14 protein-coding genes are annotated in these 17,567 nt (G+C 65.0%); 7 read left to right on the forward strand and 7 right to left on the reverse strand.

The annotated features are described in order from the left end of the window. From GRX31_RS03285 to GRX31_RS03295, 3 genes are read right to left on the reverse strand one after another with little or no spacing between them, the layout of a single operon-like run. Positions 1-822: a carbohydrate ABC transporter permease gene (locus GRX31_RS03285; protein WP_160851439.1), complete on the reverse strand. Its 822-nt coding sequence runs from the start codon at positions 820-822 to the stop codon at positions 1-3. A 4-nt stretch (positions 823-826) separates the two neighbouring features. Beyond that, complete coding sequence (locus GRX31_RS03290) at positions 827-1,684, reverse strand: carbohydrate ABC transporter permease (RefSeq protein ID WP_151019603.1); 858 nt, start codon at positions 1,682-1,684, stop codon at positions 827-829. A gap of 35 nt (positions 1,685-1,719) precedes the next feature. Further along, on the reverse strand, positions 1,720-3,030 hold the full coding sequence (locus GRX31_RS03295) for an ABC transporter substrate-binding protein (RefSeq protein WP_047326507.1): 1,311 nt from the start codon (positions 3,028-3,030) through the stop codon (positions 1,720-1,722). 231 nt (positions 3,031-3,261) lie between these two features. Here GRX31_RS03295 and GRX31_RS03300 point away from each other — a divergent pair, with 231 nt between their 5' ends. After that, the gene (locus tag GRX31_RS03300; protein ID WP_202396475.1) at positions 3,262-4,164 is read left to right on the forward strand and encodes an SMP-30/gluconolactonase/LRE family protein; all 903 of its coding nucleotides are present in this window, start codon (positions 3,262-3,264) and stop codon (positions 4,162-4,164) included. Between the two features lie 23 nt (positions 4,165-4,187). Here GRX31_RS03300 and pgi read toward each other — a convergent pair whose 3' ends face one another. Further along, the gene (gene pgi / locus GRX31_RS03305) at positions 4,188-5,732 is read right to left on the reverse strand and encodes a glucose-6-phosphate isomerase (RefSeq protein ID WP_034364876.1); all 1,545 of its coding nucleotides are present in this window, start codon (positions 5,730-5,732) and stop codon (positions 4,188-4,190) included. A gap of 154 nt (positions 5,733-5,886) precedes the next feature. Here pgi and zwf point away from each other — a divergent pair, with 154 nt between their 5' ends. The 3 genes from zwf to GRX31_RS03320 all read left to right on the forward strand — a co-directional run bounded on the left by zwf (position 5,887) and on the right by GRX31_RS03320 (position 9,286). Continuing rightward, positions 5,887-7,341, forward strand: a complete 1,455-nt coding sequence (gene zwf / locus GRX31_RS03310; protein ID WP_016445520.1) for a glucose-6-phosphate dehydrogenase — start codon at positions 5,887-5,889, stop codon at positions 7,339-7,341. Positions 7,342-7,558: 217 nt separating this feature from the next. Further along, positions 7,559-8,329, forward strand: a complete 771-nt coding sequence (gene yihA, locus GRX31_RS03315) for a ribosome biogenesis GTP-binding protein YihA/YsxC (RefSeq protein WP_160851443.1) — start codon at positions 7,559-7,561, stop codon at positions 8,327-8,329. A 45-nt stretch (positions 8,330-8,374) separates the two neighbouring features. Then, positions 8,375-9,286, forward strand: a complete 912-nt coding sequence (locus tag GRX31_RS03320) for an alpha/beta fold hydrolase (protein ID WP_160851446.1) — start codon at positions 8,375-8,377, stop codon at positions 9,284-9,286. Here the strand turns inward: GRX31_RS03320 and GRX31_RS03325 are convergent. Beyond that, entirely contained in the window at positions 9,280-10,146 is an 867-nt protein-coding gene (locus GRX31_RS03325; RefSeq protein WP_160851448.1) for a lysophospholipid acyltransferase family protein, read from the reverse strand. The genes GRX31_RS03320 and GRX31_RS03325 overlap by 7 nt on opposite strands. After that, positions 10,143-10,988 carry a lysophospholipid acyltransferase family protein gene (locus GRX31_RS03330; RefSeq protein WP_160851450.1) on the reverse strand — a complete coding sequence of 282 codons (846 nt, stop codon included), beginning with the start codon at positions 10,986-10,988 and terminating at the stop codon, positions 10,143-10,145. Before GRX31_RS03330 ends, GRX31_RS03325 begins: the two co-directional genes overlap by 4 nt. Positions 10,989-11,122: 134 nt before the next feature. Here GRX31_RS03330 and metK point away from each other — a divergent pair, with 134 nt between their 5' ends. From metK to GRX31_RS03345, 3 genes are all read left to right on the forward strand, one after another. After that, a complete protein-coding gene (gene metK, locus GRX31_RS03335) occupies positions 11,123-12,304 on the forward strand; it encodes a methionine adenosyltransferase (protein ID WP_017403953.1) in 1,182 nt (393 codons plus the stop codon). A 235-nt stretch (positions 12,305-12,539) separates the two neighbouring features. Then, the gene (locus GRX31_RS03340; RefSeq protein ID WP_160851452.1) at positions 12,540-14,546 is read left to right on the forward strand and encodes a tetratricopeptide repeat protein; all 2,007 of its coding nucleotides are present in this window, start codon (positions 12,540-12,542) and stop codon (positions 14,544-14,546) included. A 12-nt stretch (positions 14,547-14,558) separates the two neighbouring features. Then, the gene (locus GRX31_RS03345) at positions 14,559-16,415 is read left to right on the forward strand and encodes a glycosyltransferase (protein ID WP_160851454.1); all 1,857 of its coding nucleotides are present in this window, start codon (positions 14,559-14,561) and stop codon (positions 16,413-16,415) included. Here the strand turns inward: GRX31_RS03345 and GRX31_RS03350 are convergent. After that, complete coding sequence (locus GRX31_RS03350; protein ID WP_160851456.1) at positions 16,412-17,560, reverse strand: glycosyltransferase family 4 protein; 1,149 nt, start codon at positions 17,558-17,560, stop codon at positions 16,412-16,414. The genes GRX31_RS03345 and GRX31_RS03350 overlap by 4 nt on opposite strands. Between the last annotated feature and the right edge of the window lie 7 nt (positions 17,561-17,567).

A 17,567-nucleotide genomic window follows, 5' to 3' on the forward strand; every position in this document is an offset into this window, starting at 1 on the left:
CTACTTGACGGCGCCGAAGGTCATGCCCTGCACCAGTTGCTTCTGGCTGAACCAGCCGAACACCACGATGGGCGCGATGGCCAAAAGCGAGGCGGCCGAAAGACGGGCCCAGAACAGCCCCTCGGGGCTGGAGTAGGAGGCGATCAGCGTGGCCAGCGTGCCGGCGCGCGCGCTGCTGAGGTTGAGCGACCAGAAGGCCTCGTTCCAGCTCAGCACCAGACACAGCAGGCCCGTGGAGGCAATGCCGCCCAGCGCCAGCGGCAGCACCACATGGCGGAACTCGGCCCACAGGCCGGCGCCATCCATGCGCGCGGCTTCGAGGATCTCGTGCGGGATGTCCTTGAACGCGCTGTAGAGCATCCACACCATGATGGGCAGGTTGGACAGCGTGAAGACCACGGTCAGCACCGTGAGCGTGTCCAGCAGGCCGGCGCCCTGGGCCAGCACGTAGATGGGCAGCAATGCGCCCACGGCGGGCATCATCTTGGTGGACAGCATCCACATCAGCACATCGCGTGTGCGCCGCGTGCGAAAGAAGGCCATCGAGTAGGCGGCGGGCACGGCGATGGCCAGGCCCGCCAGGGTGGACCCCAGGCTGGTGACCAAGGAGTTGCGCGCGTGCAGCAGGTAGTCGCTGCGCTGCTGCACCTCGCCGAAGTTGGCCAGCGTGGGCTCGAACACGAACAGCGGCGGCACGGCAATGGCCTGCAGCTCGGTCTTGAACGCGGTCAGGAACAGCCAGCCCAGCGGAAAGAACAGCAGCAGCGCCAGCGCCCAGGCCGCGGCGGCACGCAAGGCGGTGGAAAGTGAAGGGGCCGTCATGCGCTCAGTCCAGGCTCTTGCCGACGATGCGGATCAGGAAGACGGCAACGATGTTGGCCAGCACCACGGCGAACAATGCCCCCGCAGAGGCCACGCCCACGTCGAAATGCATCAGCGACTGCTTGTAGATGAGATAGGTGAGGTTGGTGCTCTCGTTGCCCGGGCCTCCCGCCGTGGTGATGGCGATCTCCGCAAACACGCCCAGCAGGAAGATCATCTCGATCATCACCACCACCGCCATCGGTCGGGCCAGATGGGGCAGCGTGAGGTGGTGGAAACGTTGCAGGGCATTGGCGCCGTCCATGCGCGCCGCCTCCATCTGCTCGCGGTCCAGCGACTGCAGCGAGGTGATGAAGATCAGGCAGGCAAAAGGCAACCACTGCCAGGACACCATGATGACCACGGACAGCAGCGGCACCTCGGTCAGCCAGTCCACAGGCTCCAGGCCCAGCGCCCTGCACAGGCTGGCCAGCACGCCGTAGATGGGATTCATCATCATGTGCTTCCACAGCAGCGCGTTGACGGCGGGCATCACGAAGAAGGGCGAGATCAGCAGCACGCGCACCATGCCGCGGCCCGGAAATGGCTCGTTGACCAGCAGCGCCAGCAGCACGCCCAGCACCACGGTGATCGACACCACGCTGGCCAGGAACACCAGGGTCTGGCGCACGGCGGGCATGAAGTCCGGGTCGGTGACGAAGAACTCGTAGTTGCGCCGGCCCACGAAGGGGTGGCCGCCCGGCTGCATGAGGTTGTAGTCGACGAACGAGAAATACACCGTCATCAGCAGCGGCACCAGCATCCAGCACAGCAGCACGGCCACGGCGGGAGCCATGAGCGCGCGGGGCAGCAGGCGCGTCATGGGCGCGGGGCTTGGTCGAAGCATCGAGGCAGCCATCACTTGTAGTAGCCGCTTTTCCTCATCTCGCGGTCCGCCAGGGTCTGCGAGGTCTTGAGCGCCTGCTCCACCGTGGCTTTGCCCGACAGCGCCGCACTGACTTGCTGCCCCACGGCAATGCCTATGGCCTGGAACTCGGGGATGGCCACGTACTGCACGCCGATGTAGGGTGAGCGCGGCTCGGTCGCATCGCTCAGGCTCACGCTGTCGATGGCGCTTTTCTCGGCGCCGGCAAAGTCCGCGACTTTCTGGAACTCGGCGCTCGCATAGGTGGACTGCCGCGTGCCCGTGGGAACGGCGCGCCAGCCATGCTCGCGCGCCACCAGCTGCACATACTCCTTGGAAGTGGCCCATTTGATGAAGGCCTGGGCCGCATCCACCTTCCTGGAGCTGGCGGGAATGGCCAGGTTCCAGGTCCACAGCCACGTCGCCCCCTTGGGCGTGGAGGCCACGGGAGCGGCCGCATACGCCACCTTGCCGGCCACCTTGGACTGCCGTGGATCGCCCACGAACGAGGCCGCAATGCTGGCATCGACCCAGGCCGCGCACTTGCCCTCGTTGAACAGCGCCAGGTTCTCGTTGAAGCTGTTGGCCGATGCGCCGGGCGGCCCGTAGGCCTTCAGCAGCTCCACATAGAAACCCACCGCCTTCTTCCAGGCCGGTGTGTCCAGCTGCGGCTTCCATTGCATGTCGAACCACTGGCCACCGTGGGTGTTGACCATGGTGGTGACCAGGGCCATGTTGTCACCCCAGCCCGGCTTGCCGCGCAGGCAGATGCCGTAGACGCCAGCCTTGGGATCATGGGCCTTGGCGGCAAATTCCCGCACCTGCTCCCAGCTCGGCTGCGCGGGCATGGTGAAACCCGCCTTTTCGGCCAGATCACGGCGGTACATGAGCATCGATGCCTCGCCATAGAACGGCAGGGCGTGGAGCCTGCCTTCGTGCGACAGGCCCTTGCGGATGGAAGGCAGCAAGTCGTCTGCGTCATAGGCGGCATCGGTGGCAATCGGCAGCAGCCAGCCATTCCTTGACCAGATCGGCACCTCGTACAGGCCCACCGTCATCACGTCGAACTGGCCGCCCTTGGTGGCGATGTCGGTGGTCACGCGCTGGCGCAGCATGCCCTCTTCCAGCGTGACCCATTTGAGCGTGATGCCGGGGTGGGCCTGCTCGAAGCGGGCAGAGAGTTTCTGCATCTCGATCATGTGGCCGTTGTTCACGGTCGCAATCACGAGTTCGGTGTCGGCCTGTGCGCCGGCGGCCGATGCGGCCACGGCCAGCGCCGCGCCCACCCTGAGCAAGCTGTGCATGTCTGTCTCCTTCGCAATGAATGCTGTGGTCTTCGCGGTCCATCCCTGCCGCTGGTGACCGATTGTGGGGACAGGCCTGCGGGTGCATTGGTACGGGCAGCCCGGCCGCTGATACTTCTATGCACATGCCTGGCTAGAGATATCCCTGATCTGCGCAACACACTATCTGCGAGCAGCGGTCTGGCGGGAGCCGCTCCTAGAATGCTGGCCATGACTTCCAGCGAGCAGACCATGGCCATGCAGATCGCCCAGGTTCCTCCCAGCGCCCTGGGCGAATCGCCCTTCTGGCACCCCGCTGATCGCCGGCTCTACTGGTGCGATATCCAGGGCCTGCGCATCCATGCCTGGGACCCGGCCAGCGGCCAGCAGCAAAGCTGGGCCACGCCCAGCGAGCCCGGCTGCTGCGCGCCCACGGACCAGGGCCGCATCGTCATCGGCCTGCGAGACGGCTTCGGCCTGCTGGATCCGGCCACCGGCCACATCACCATGCTGGCCGGCCTGGACCACGATCCACGCCAGTTCCGCCTCAACGACGGCCGCTGCGACCGAGCCGGCCGCTTCTGGGCCGGCTCCCTGTTCGCGCCCAAGACCGCGCCCGAGGCGGCACTGTGGTGCCTGCGCGCGTTGGACAACGGCGGCTACGCGGTCCAGCGCATGGCAGGCGACTGCACCACGGCCAACGGGCTGGCCTTCAGCCCCGACGACGCATGGCTGTACTGGGCCGACACGCCCGCACACCGCATAGACCGCTTTGCCTTCGACCTGGATACCGGCACGCTGGGGGCCCGCGCACTGTGGAAGGCCTTCGCGCCCCGCACGCAAGGGCGCCTGTACGGCGGCCGGCCCGATGGTGCCTGCGTCGACACCCGGGGCCACTACTGGGTGGCCATGTACGAAGGCGGCTGCGTGCTGCGGCTGGACCCGCAGGGCGAAGTCGTGCAGCGCATCGAGACGCCCGTGCGCTGCCCCACCATGGTCTGCCTGGGCGGAGAAGACCTGCGCACGCTCTACATCACCTCCGCCTCGCACGGCCGCCCCGAGGAAGAACGCCGGGCCGCCGTGCCTGCCGGGGCGTTGATGCATTGCCGCGTCGAGGTGCCAGGGCTGCCGGTCAACTGCTTCCGGGAGGCGTAGAGCGGGGCCAGGCCCTCAGGCCATCAGGCCCGCAGCCGCTGCAGCAGGCCGGCGGTGGAGGCGTCCAGCCCCGCCATGTCGCCATTGCCCAGGCGCAGCTGAAGGTCACGCGCCAGCAGCTTGCCCAGCTCCACCCCCCATTGGTCGAAGCTGTTGATGCCCCACAGCGCGCCGGCCACGAACACGCGGTGCTCCTGCAGCGCAACCAGCGCGCCCAGCGCCGCAGGCGTGAGCGCGTCCAGCAGCAGGAAGCTGCTGGGACGGTTGCCGGGGAAATGGCGGTGCCCGTCCTCGCTGGCGCGCCCCTGCATCAGGGCCTGGGCCTGGGCCAGCGCGTTGGCCAGCAACTGTTCCTGGTGGCCTGGCAAGGTGTGCGAAGCCTGCTTCACCGCAATGATCTCCAGCGGCACGATGTCGCTGCCCTGGTGCAGCATCTGGAAGAAGGCATGCTGCCCATCCGTGCCGGGCTCACCCCAGAGCACGGGCGCCGAGCCCAGCGCCAGCGGCCGGCCCTGCCGGTCCACGCGCTTGCCGTTGCTCTCCATCTCCAGTTGCTGCAGATAGGCCGGCAGGCGCCGCAGGCCTGCGTGGTAGGGCGCGATGCAGCGGCTGCCAAAGCCCAGCAGATTGCGGTACCAGACGTCGAGCAGGCCCAGGCGCACGGGCAGATTGGCCTGCAGCGGCGACGTGCGGAAATGCATGTCCATGGCGTGCGCACCGGCCAGCATGGCGCGAAACGCGGCAGCGCCTACGGCAACGGCCACCGGCAGTCCGATGGACGACCACAGCGAATAGCGCCCGCCCACCCAGTCCCAGAAGCCGAAGGTGGTGGTGATGCCCATCTGCGCCGCCGCAGCGGCATGGGTGGTCAGCGCGACGAAATGGCGGGACACCTCGCTGCCGCCGTTTGCGTGGAACCAGTCGAGTGCGCTGCGCGCATTGGTCAGCGTCTCCTGCGTGTTGAACACCTTGGAGGCCACGATGAACAGCGTGCTGCGCGGCTGCAGGCCCACGAGCACGGCCTGCAGCGCGTGGCCATCCACGTTCGAGACGAAGTGCATGCGCCGGCGCGCATCGCCCAGGCCTTGCAGCGCCTGGACCGCCATCTGCGGCCCCAGACCCGATCCGCCTATGCCCATGCACACCACGTCGGTGATATCCGCGTCCGCACGCACGCGCTCGGCATAGGCCAGCATGGCATCCAGCGTCTCGTGCACCTGGGCCAGCGCCCAGGCCAGGCCCGGCGGCGCATTGCCGGGCGGATGGCGCAGCAGCGTGTGCAGCGCCGCACGCCCCTCGGTGGAGTTGACGGCCTCGCCCGCGAACATGGCGTCGCGCTGGCGCTCCACCTCGCAATCGCGGGCCAGCTGCAGCAGCAGGTCTTCGGCCTGCGCGTCCCACAGATTCTTGGACAGGTCCGCAAAGCAGTGCGGAGCCTCCTGGCTGAAGCGCGCGAACCGGGCGGGGTCAGAGGCGAAGGCACCGCGCAGGTCGAAATCGGGCATCACGGCCCGGGCGTGGTTTTGCAAAAGAGGCCAGGCGAGGGCGTGATCGCAACGGATAAGCATGGGGTTCACCGACAGGGCTGCTTGCAGAGAAGTAATCAAATTACAACAATAATCATCTGAAGCTTCAATCAAATGACGTTGTGCCTCTATAATTTATTCGATTTCCTAAAAAGTTGGTAACTCAGTTACCAAAATATTCACCTCGGGAGGCAACATGGGTTTCGATCTGGTCTTGTTTGGCGGCACGGGCGATCTGGCATGGCGCAAGCTCATGCCGGCGCTGTTCCAGGCGTTTCGCCACGGCACCCTGCCCGAGGGCGGCCGCATCCTGTGCGTGGCCCGCGATGACCTGAGCGACGACCAGTACCGCGCCCTCATCCAGTCGCGCTTTGACGGCGTCGAGCTGTCCAAGCGCCCCAGCCCCGAGGAATTCGCCCGCTTCGCAGACCTGCTGCACTACCTGCGCATGGACCTGTCGCAGCCCGCCGACTACGGGAAGCTGGCACAGGCGCTGGCCGCGCGCGACGCAGAAACGGTGGTGATGTACGTGGCCACCGCCCCCAGCCTGTTCACCACAGTCTGCGAGCAGATCGCCGCCGTGGGCCTGAACGGCCCGCGCACCCGCGTGGTGCTGGAAAAGCCGCTGGGCCACGACCTGGCCTCCAACCAGGCCATCAATGCCACGCTGCGCAAGGTGCTGCGCGAAGAGCAGGTGTTCCGCATAGACCACTACCTGGGCAAGCCCTCTGTGCAGAACCTTCTGGCGCTGCGCTTTGGCAATGCGCTGTTCGAGCCGCTGTGGCGGCGCGAGACCATTGCCAACATCCAGATCACCATCGCCGAGGAACTGGGCGTGGAAAGCCGGGGCGCGTTCTACGACCAGACCGGCGCGCTGCGCGACATGGTGCAAAACCATGCGCTGCAGCTGCTGTGCGCCATCGGCATGGAGCCGCCGATCAACGCATCGGCCCATGCCATCCGCGACGAAAAGCTCAAGGTGCTGCAGTCGCTCAGGCCCTGGACGCCGGAAACCCTGAGCCAGCACGTGGTGCGCGGCCAGTACCTGGCCGGCGCCAGCCAGGGCCAGCCCGTGCCGGCCTACCAGCAGGAAAAAGGCGTGGCGGCGGGCAGCCAGACCGAGACCTTCGTCGCCCTGCGCACCGAGATCTGCAACTGGCGCTGGGCCGGCGTGCCCTTCTACATCCGCACCGGCAAGCGGCTGGCAGGAAGGGACGCGCGCATCGTCGTGAACTTCCGGCCCGTGCCCCACCCGATCTTCCGCTCGCCCCTGTCCGAAGCCAATCGCCTGGTGATCAATCTGCAGCCCAAGGACGGGCTGGAGCTGCACCTGCTGGCACAGGGCGCCACCCAGCAGCAGGCCGAGCCTTCGCTGGCCCCCGTGCACCTGAACCTGGACTTCGACCAGCGCTTCGGTGCCAAGCGCGTGGGCGCCTACGAGCGCCTGCTGCTGGACGTGATCGCCGGCAGGCTGAACCTCTTTGTGCGCAGCGACGAGCAGGAGCAGGCCTGGCGCTGGGTGGAACCCATCCTTCAGCACTGGCGCAGCGACACCTCGGGGCCGCGCGGCTATGCGGCGGGCAGCTGGGGGCCCAGCGCAGCCAGCGCCATGATTGCGAGGGATGGCTTTTGCTGGAGCGAAGAGGTTTAGGCTCCCCCTGAGGCGCTGCGCGCCTTCCCCCTCTCTGCCCGCTTCGCGGGGAGGGGGACGACAGCTTAGCGGCGGGGCGGCCCTTGCTCGCTGTCTCCGACTTTGGAGTGCGCCAGTTTCATGCGCCACGCTTTGTCAGCACCGTTGCCTATAGCCCGCTGGGCGCGCCGGTTCCATGGGGGAACCTACAATGAGGCCCCGAGAGACTGACCACACCATGAATCCTGCTGCGCCGGCTGGCGATGCCGCCCCCACTTCCTCCCTGATCGATCCCAAGCTGGCCATGGGCTGGATGCACACGGCGCGCTTTTTGACGACGGCTGCGCAGTTGCACCATCTTCCCAAGGTCGATGTGCCCGAGATCGCGTTCGTGGGCCGCTCCAACGCCGGCAAGTCCACCTGCATCAACACGCTGACGCAGCAAAAGCAGCTGGCCTTCGCCTCCAAGAAGCCTGGCCGCACACAGCACATCAACCTGTTTTCCCTGGGCAAGCAGGGCGTGACCGACGCCGTGCTGGCCGACCTGCCCGGCTACGGCTATGCCGCCGTCTCGCGCACGGACAAGCAGCGCTGGCAGCGCGTGATGCTGAACTATCTGGTCAGCCGCGAAAGCCTGTCGGCCATCGTGCTGCTGTGCGATCCGCGCCTGGGCCTGACGGAGCTGGACGAAGCCCTGCTCGACGCCATGCGCCCGCGCGTGCAGGAAGGCCTGAAATTCCTCGTGCTGCTGACCAAGGCCGACAAGCTCACGCGCGCCGAGCAGGCCAAGGTGCTGTCCATCACGCGGCTCAACGCCGGTGGTGGCGAAGTGCGCATGTTCTCCGCGCTCAAGAAGCAGGGCGTGGACGAGGTGGCCCAGCTGCTGTGGCACTGGAGCCATCCCGAAGGCCTGAATCCGCCGGCGGCCACGGACGAGCCCGCCGACGTCGCGAACGTCACGAACGTCGCAACTGCGACGCCCGCCGCGACCGACAGCCCCCAAGATTAGCGCCTGGAGGCGCTCGTGTAGCCAGCGCCCCGCAAGGAGCGCAACATGGTGAACACCTGCATTCGCGAGCTGCCTCACGGCATCCATCTGCACTGCCGCGTCAGCGGCGAACCCGGCCAGCCACTGCTGCTGTTCCTGCACGGCTTTCCTGAAGGCAGCTTCATCTGGGAAGGCATGCTGGAGCAGTTCGGCACGCAGTGGCGTTGCGTCGCCCCCGATCTGCGGGGCTTTGGCCGTTCCAGCCAGCCGGCCGGTGTGGAGCAGTACAAGGCCAAGCACCTGCTGCAGGATCTGGCGGCGCTGATCGCCATCGAAAGCCCTGGCGCACCCGCAGCCTGCGTGATCGCCCACGACTGGGGCGGTGCCCTGGCCTGGGGCCTGGCCAACCGCCATCCCGGGCTGATGCAACGGCTGATGATCCTCAACGCCCCGCATCCGGGCGCCTTTCTGCGCGAACTGCTGCACAACCCCGTGCAGCAGGCCGCAAGCCAGTACATGCATTTTCTGCGCCGACCTGATGCGCCCGCCCTGCTGGCCGAGAACGACTGGCAGCGCATGCTGGGCTTTTTCCGCACGCCGCAGGGCGAGTTGCCCGGATGGCTCACGCCGCAGTTGCAGCAGCGCTACCGAGAGCACTGGGACCTGGGCGTGCAAGGCTCCTGCCACTACTACGGCGCCAGTCCCCTGGTGCCGCCCCGGCCCGAAGATCCGGACTCAGCCGAAGCACTGCGCAACCTGAGGCTGCCGCCCGAGATGCTGGACATCGGCGTGCCCACGCATGTGCTCTGGGGCGACAGCGACCCGGCGCTACAGCCTGCCCTGGTCGAAGGTCTGGAGCCGTGGGTGCCGCGCCTGACGGTGCAGCACCTGGCCGGCACCTCGCACTGGGTCGTGCACGAGCAGCCCGATGCGGTGCAGCAAGCGCTGGAGCAGTTCCTGTCCCGCCCCCTTCAGTAGACCGAGGGCTCGCCCTCGGGCCGGGTCTTGAAGCGCCTGTGCACCCAGTAGTACTGGTCGGGCATGGTGCGGATGGCCGCCTCCAGCTCACGGTTCATGCGGGCCGTATCGGCCTCGGCATCGTCGGTGGGGAAATCCGTCCAGGCCGGCGTGATCTCGGCCACGTAGCCCGTGGGCGTCATGCGCGTGTACATGCCCAGCACCTTGGCCCGGCCCAGGCGTGCAAAGCGCGACAGCGAGGGGATGGTGGCCGCGTTCACGCCGAAGAAGGGCACGAAGACCGAGTCGTTGCGGCCGAAGTCCATGTCGGGCAAAAGGTACAGCAGCCCGCCCTTGCGCAGGCTGGAGATGATGGGCTTGACCCCGTCGGCGCGGTTGAGCATGCGCACGTCGCCAAAGCGCTGGCGCCCTGACATGAACCACTCATCGACCGCAGGGTCCGGATGGGTGGAAAAAATCGAGGTGAAGGGCCGCGTGGTGTGCAGCGGCAAGGCCAGCCCGCCCGCGTCCATGCTGTAGAAATGCGGCGCGAACAGGATGGTGGGCGTATCGCCATCGAGCTCATGCACGGCGCCCTGCAGCTTCACGCGCTCGGCCACCACCTCGCGCGGCGCGGCCCACAGCCAGCTGCGGTCCAGCCAGGTCTGGCAAAAGACGATGAAGTTGCGGCGCGCCAGCTCCACGCGCTGCGCCTCGGTCAGCTCGGGAAAGCACATCGCCAGATTGCGCAGCGCCACCTTGCGGCGCGGCGCGGCCAGCACGAACAGCACACGCCCCAGAAACGCACCCAGCCCCCGCAGCCACGGCAGCGGCATCCACGCCAGCGACCGCATCAGCCATACGCCGATGCGCCCGCTCATGCACCCACCTCGCCGGCAGCTGCTTCACGGCGCGGCTGCTTGTAGCGCGCATAGCCCCACAGGTACTGCTGCGGGCATTGGCGGATGGTGTGTTCCATCGCCTCGTTGATCTGCTGCACCGCAGCTTCCAGATTCTCGGACAAGGGCACGGGCAACTCCTCAAGATACAGCGCATAGCCCCGCCCCCAGGACAAGCGCTCACAACGGGCCACGATCACCGCGGCCCCCGTCTGCAACGCCAGGCGCGCCGCCAGCGTCATCGTATAGGCATCACGGCCGAAGAACGGCGACCAGACGCCCTGCCCCTCGGGCGGAACCTGGTCGGGCAGCAGCCCCACGGCCATGCCCTTGCGCAACGCCTTGATCATCTGGCGCACGCCAGCCAGCGTGGTCGGCACGGCCTGCACGCCAGGGCGGTTACGCGCCGTCTCCATGACGCGGGCCAGCCAGGGCTGGCGCGCGGGGCGGTAGAGAATGGTGATCTCGCCATGCTCGGCCGACCATTGCCGTGCCGCATGCTGCACCGACAGCTCGAAGCAGCCCAGGTGGGGCGTCAGAAAGATGATGCCGCGCCCGGCGGCGTAGGCCCGGCGCACGCATTCCTCGTTGTGCATCTGGCAGCTCGGCTGCCTGCCCATCCACATGCGCGGCAGCTCCGCCACCATGCGCCCCGCGTGCCCCACGGCCGGCGCCACTGAGCCGTAGCCGGCCTGGCGGGCATTGGCCAGAAAGCGGCGCCGGTACGTGCCGGAGGCCACGAAAGCCATCCAGCCCATGAGCGCGCCAAGGGGGTGCAATAGCCACAAAGGCAGTGCAGCAAACAGTCGGAACAAGGAAGGCATTAAAATGTGCGGGTCGCTGAGTTAACTGAGCAACTTGCAGAGCGACGTAAAACAAGTCTGCTAAAGCGTTCGCCAGGGCTCCTGCAGCTTGGGCAACGCCCATCAAAAAAGCTGCAACCAAGGAGTTTATTCACATGGCGAACGATTTTCTTTTCACCTCGGAATCCGTCTCTGAAGGCCATCCGGACAAGGTGGCCGACCAGATCTCTGACGCGATCCTGGACGCCATTTTCGCCCAAGACCCGTACAGCCGCGTGGCCGCCGAGACACTGACCAACACGGGCCTGGTGGTTTTGGCAGGTGAGATCACCACGGGCGCCAACGTCGACTACATCCAGGTCGCACGCGACACCATCAAGCGCATCGGCTACGACAACACCGACTACGGCATCGACTACAAGGGCTGCGCCGTGCTCGTGGCCTACGACAAGCAAAGCCAGGACATCGCCCAGGGCGTGGACAAGGCCAGCGATGACGAGCTCAACACCGGCGCCGGCGACCAGGGCCTGATGTTCGGCTACGCCTGCGACGAGACCCCCGAGCTGATGCCCGCGCCCATCTACTACGCGCACCGCCTCGTCGAGCGCCAGGCACAGTTGCGCAAGGACGGCCGCCTGCCCTTCCTGCGTCCTGACGCCAAGAGCCAGGTGACCATGCGCTACGTGGACGGCAAGCCCCACAGCATCGACACCGTGGTGCTGTCCACCCAGCACAGCCCCGACCAGTCGGAATCGGCCACCAGGATGAAGTCCAGCTTCACCGAAGCCATCATCGAGGAAATCATCAAGCCCGTGCTGCCCTCCGAGTGGCTGCAGGACACCAAGTACCTGATCAACCCCACGGGCCGCTTCGTCGTGGGTGGCCCCCAGGGTGACTGCGGCCTGACCGGCCGCAAGATCATCGTCGACACCTACGGCGGTGCCTGCCCCCACGGCGGCGGCGCCTTCAGTGGCAAGGACCCGACCAAGGTGGACCGCAGCGCCGCCTACGCCGCGCGCTACGTGGCCAAGAACATCGTGGCCGCCGGCCTGGCGCGCCAGTGCCAGATCCAGGTGGCCTACGCCATCGGCGTGGCACGCCCGATGAACATCACGGTCTACACCGAAGGCACAGGCGTCATCCCCGACGCCGAGATTGCCAAGCTGGTGGCCGCCCACTTCGACCTGCGTCCCAAGGGCATCATCCAGATGCTGGACCTGCTGCGCCCCATCTACAGCAAGACCGCTGCCTATGGCCACTTCGGCCGTGAAGAGCCCGAGTTCACCTGGGAGCGGACGGACAAGGCAGCGGCGCTGCGTGCTGCGGCTGGCCTGTAAGCAAAATGCCAGGGGCGTTCACGCCCATCTGATGGCCTCCCGGCCCCATGCCGCGCCTGACGCAGCATGGGGCTTTTTTCATCTCGAGCCTTCTCACAACACTCACGTCAAACCGGCGCAGCAGGCTGCGGTAGCGGGTTGCTCGGCTGGTAAACTGCCTGCGCTCTTCCCAAGAGCGGCCATTTCCCGGCCCACCATTCCAAGTTCCGCCACATCCGAGACAAGACAAGAAGCAATGGCTGCCCCCTCCAAAGCGATTTACTGGTTCAGTGCCCTTCTTTTGCTGGCCATATTGGGGGTGTATCTGCCCGGCCTGAACAACGGGCTGCTGTTCGACGATATGCGTCTGACGGATGGAACGATTTTCGGCAACTATGGCAGCCTGTTGGACTTCAAGCAGCGCACGCTGTCGTATGGCAGCTTCGTCTGGATCGAACAGATTTTCGGAGACGGCTGGTGGAAGCAGCGCGTCTTCAATATCGCCTTGCATCTCGCGACCGTGGCGGCTCTCTATGCATTGTTCAAGGCACTGCTGACACAGACGCGCTTTCCGCACGACATCGAGGAGCAACCCCACTTCCACGCGTCGCGCGATGCAGCCCTGCAACTGGGCCTGGTCCTTTTCGCGCTCAACCCTGTCGCGGTCTACGCCGTTGGATACCTGGTGCAGCGATCCATCGTCATGGCAACGCTCTTTGCCGTTCTGGCATGCTGGGCCTTTGTGCGCGGGCTTCAGGGCGGGCGAGCCCTCTGGCATATCGCGGCATTGATCTGCTATGTGCTCGCCATCCTGTCCAAGGAGCATGCCTTTCTGACGGTCGCCATGGTGGTGCCGCTCTATATCTTTGTGCGGCGCCCCGGCCTGAAGGCTGCCATGGTCATTGTGGGAATGGCCTTGCTGCTGCTGGCCGTTGCCTCGGCGGCAGTCTTTCATTTCTTCGGCAGTCTGGTGGGCCAGATTTTCGACGAGCAATCCCAAGGCTATGCAAGGCAATTGGAAGCCCTTCGGCCCGGGATCACCTCACAGATCTATCCCCTGAGCATCCTCAATGAAGCGGCCCTGTTTTTTGCCTATGGCTTTCTGTGGATCGTTCCCTATGTGGGCTGGATGTCCATCGACCTGAGACCGGCATTTCCTCTCGGCTTCGGCTCGATCTGGCACCTAGCCGGCGCGCTCGGTTACCTGGCCCTGCTGGCCTGCTCAATCTGGGCCGTGCTTAGGCGTCCCGGTGTCATTGGCTTGGTCGCGCTCTGCCTCCTGTTTCCCCTGCTCTGGTATGCGACCGAATTCGCCACGGTCTGGCTGCAGGACCCCTTCGTTCTGTATCGCAGCTATCTGTGGGCTGTGGCCATCCCGGGATTGGCGGCCATTGCGCTGACGGGGGTCAAGCCACGCACCATCTACATCGTCGGCATCGTCATCGGCGTGGTGTTCGGAGCCCTCGCTTTCGAACGCGTGCTCTCTATGCAGGATGCAGGCACATCCTGGGCCGATGCCGCTGAAAAAATCGACAAAAAAGCCCCCGCCAATGCCGTGGGACGTGGCCGTGCCTTCCTGAACGTAGGAACAGCACACGCAGACAAGGGCATGCTCGACCAGGCGCTGCAAGACTTCGCCACGGCCAACGCACTTGGAGACTTGGGCGGTAATGCGCTGTTCAATATGGGTGCCGTTCTGTCCCAGCAAAAGAAATTCCCCGAAGCCCTCAATGCCTTTGCCGCAGCCCAGGCCAAAGGCTTCAATGGCCAAGCCCTGTACTACCAGAAAGCCGAAGCGTTGATGGCCACAGGCCAGTTGCGCGCAGCATTCGAGGAATACTCGCGCGCCCTGGGCGAGCCCACTGGAGACAGTGCCAACGCCAAGCAAATGGAGCAGACCCTGCGCCTGAAACGCGCAGAGGCGGCCATAGGTGCGCAGCAATACAAAGTTGCAGCCGACGACTTCCGAACTCTGCTGCAGACCTCGCCAAACGCCCCTCGCCTGATCGTCGGATTGGGGCTGGCCCTTGTCGGCCAGGGTGATAGCGCTCAAGCCAAAGAGCTGCTGGAACCACTGGTTGCTCGCAGCCCCAGCGCGCCCGCTTTCTACGGGCGTGCAATGGCCTATCACGGCCTGGGCAACCTGCCGGAAGCACTGAAGAGTCTGGATCAGGCAATACGCCTGGAGCCACAGAATCCGCAGTACCGGCAGGTCCGCAATCAGCTGAGCCCGGCTACCGCAAAGCCTCAGACGACGAAGTAGGCGCTGTCCGCCATGGCCCTGCGCATACTTCACGTCGGTAAATTCTTCCCTCCCTACCGGGGCGGCATGGAAGTCTTTCTGGCCGACCTGATACACGAGCAACGACGCCAGGGTGTCGATGCCCATGCCCTGGTCCATGGTGATCCGGAGCCGGATGATCCCGCCTGGCTGGAACGCGTGCCCGTTCAATTCAATCTGGTCTATGCCCCCATGGCCATGGGATTCCAGCGCGCACTGGGCCGCGCCATCGAACGCATTCAGCCCGACGTACTGCACCTGCATCTGCCCAACAACTCGGCGCTTTGGGCACTGACCCTGCCCATCGCGCGGCGCGTGCCCTGGGTCATCCACTGGCACTCCGATGTGGTGGTGTCCAACATCAAGTGGTCCGTGGCATTGGGCTACATGCTGTACCGGCCATTCGAGCAGGCCTTGCTGGAACGCGCCCAACAGGTATTCGCAACGTCGCCACCCTATCTTGAGGCCAGCAATGCCCTGCGCACCTGGCGCAGCAAATGCGAGATCGTTCCGCTGGGCCTGAACCTCGAAACCATTCCTGAACCAGCGCTGCTGCATCACGGCCAAGGCTGGCGGCCCGACACCCGGCTGCGCCTATTGTCCATAGGACGGTTGACCTACTACAAAGGCTTCGAGACCTTGATCCGAGCCGTCTCGGCCATGCCTGGCGTGGAGTTGCTGATCGCGGGAGAAGGAGAGCTGCGAGCATCCCTGGAAGAGCTGATACGCCAATGCACTCCAGAGGGCAGACAGGCCTGCGTGCGACTGATGGGCTCGGTATCGGACGAGGAAAAACATGCCTTGTTTGCAGAATGCGACATCTTCTGCCTTGCCTCGCGCGAACGCACGGAAGCTTTCGGCATCGTATTGCTGGAGGCCATGCTGCACGGCAAGCCCTGCCTGGTCACCGACCTTCCCGGTTCGGGCATGCCCTGGGTGGTCGCCCACTCACACGCCGGCCTGCATGTACCGTTTGAAGACATTGATGCCTGGCGCAGCAGCATTGCTCGCCTGCAGCACGACACGGCCCTCAGGCAACGACTGGGCCAATCGGGCCACAAGGCCTTGCATCGGTTTTTCAGCATCGGTCCCTGCGAACGCAGCGTGGCACGCCACTACCGCAGCCTGGCACCCGACACCCGCCCGGCAAGAGCACGCCAGGACTTGCTGGTTGTCATTTCCACGCGCAACAACGAAGCCGAGATAGCGCACCTGATACGTCGCGTGCATGCATTGGTCGAGGCCAGCGTGCTCGTCGTGGACAACAGAAGCACGGATGCCACCTGCCATGAAGCCGAGCAATGCGGCGCCAGGGTACTGCGCCCCTTGCTGGCAATGACCAATTGGGGCAGCCTGCAGACCGGCCTGCGCTACGCGCAGACCCATGGGTTCCAGACCGTCGTCACCATCGACGCTGAAGGTCGCTATGAGGTGGAGGAGCTGCCCACGCTGCTGGCACAACGCCAGCAGGCGGACATGGTCGTAGCCTACTTCGCCGAGCGCAACAGCCTGGTGCGCCGCATCGCGTGGCAATGGTTCCGCTGGTTGACAGGTTTTGGCCTGCGGGATTTCGTTTCTGGATTCAGGCTGTACAACCGGCAGGCGCTGGAGGTTGCGACCTCCACCGAAGCCACCATGCTCGACTACCAGGACATCGGGACTTTGCTGCTCATGCGTCGCCAAGGCTTGAATGTTGCAGAGGTGGCACTACCTCTGCACACGGCCAGGGTCAACAGATCGAAGATCTTCCAGTCATGGGGTAACGCGGTGCGCTACGTGGCAGTGTCTTCGCTGTTGAGCATCGCCCATGGCAAAACCCGAAGCGGCTCTGCTTACCCTCCCTCGATTTAGCGGCGTACTCGCGTGTACACGCCCACAGTCTGCTCCGTGCACTGATCCCAGGAAAACTGTGCGGCCCGAACCAGCCCCTTGGCCCGTGCTGAATCCTGCCACTGGGTATCGCTCAGGCAAGCCCTTAGCTGATACGCGATATCTTCCACCTGCATCGGATCGGCCAGACGGGCTGCTCCTGCCGTAATTTCCGGCATGCAAGACGTGTTGGAGGTCAGAACCGGCACTCCGCTGGCCATCGCCTCAACCAACGGCAGGCCAAATCCTTCATACAACGATGGATAGGCAAACAATAGCGCTCCGGCATACAGCAAGGGGAGCTGAGCCTGGTCCACAAAGCGCAGATAGTGCATCCACCCCTCGTCGTGGGCTACGGCCATCTGCCGATGCATCTCGTCGGAGCTCCAGCCCTTCGACCCAGCCACTACCAAGGGAAAACCGCGCCGTAGTTCAAGAGGCAAGCTGCCATATGCTCTCAGTAGCCGCTCCAGGTTCTTACGGGGCTCGATCGTCCCTACATAAAGCGAATATCCGCGATATCGCAGATTCCATTGCGCAAGCACATGTTCAACCTCTTCTCGTAATCTCGGGCGATACACCGGATCGACGCCCAGACCTATTGCAGTCACATTTTCGGGAGCCCAGTCATAGCGCTCAAGAAACTCTTGTCGGACCGTCTCCGAATCAGTGATCACATGGTGCGTGCGCTTCATGCTGGCACCAAATGCAAGATTAAGGAAATCGACACGTGCTGCTGGATGGAACTGAGGGTGCAGCACATGCGAGAGATCGTGAACGGTGCTGACGGCCGCGCCATCGAATGGAGGCACGACGTAATTCGGAGAGTGATATACCGCGTGCCTGTTCCCCCGTAGACGCCAGCCATAAATGGCCGGCGTCAGGGCTTGATAGGCACGGACGGCTAAGCGGTTGGCAGCAAGGCGCGTACGCAAGGTCGCCCGCTCATGGACAGGCTGATCAAGACCCGACAACGGATCAGCAACCCAGCGCCCCATTGCGAAGTAACGCAAGCGTTCCACGTCCGAATGGCTAGCGAGGCGCTTTGCCAGTTCATAACTGTATCGGCCAATACCAGTCAGCGGCGGGCTGAGAACATCGGTGGCCAGAATCACGTCCAAACCCATCACAACG

Source organism: Delftia sp. CH05 (assembly GCF_009827015.1).
GTDB classification, from domain to species: domain Bacteria; phylum Pseudomonadota; class Gammaproteobacteria; order Burkholderiales; family Burkholderiaceae_C; genus Comamonas; species Comamonas tsuruhatensis.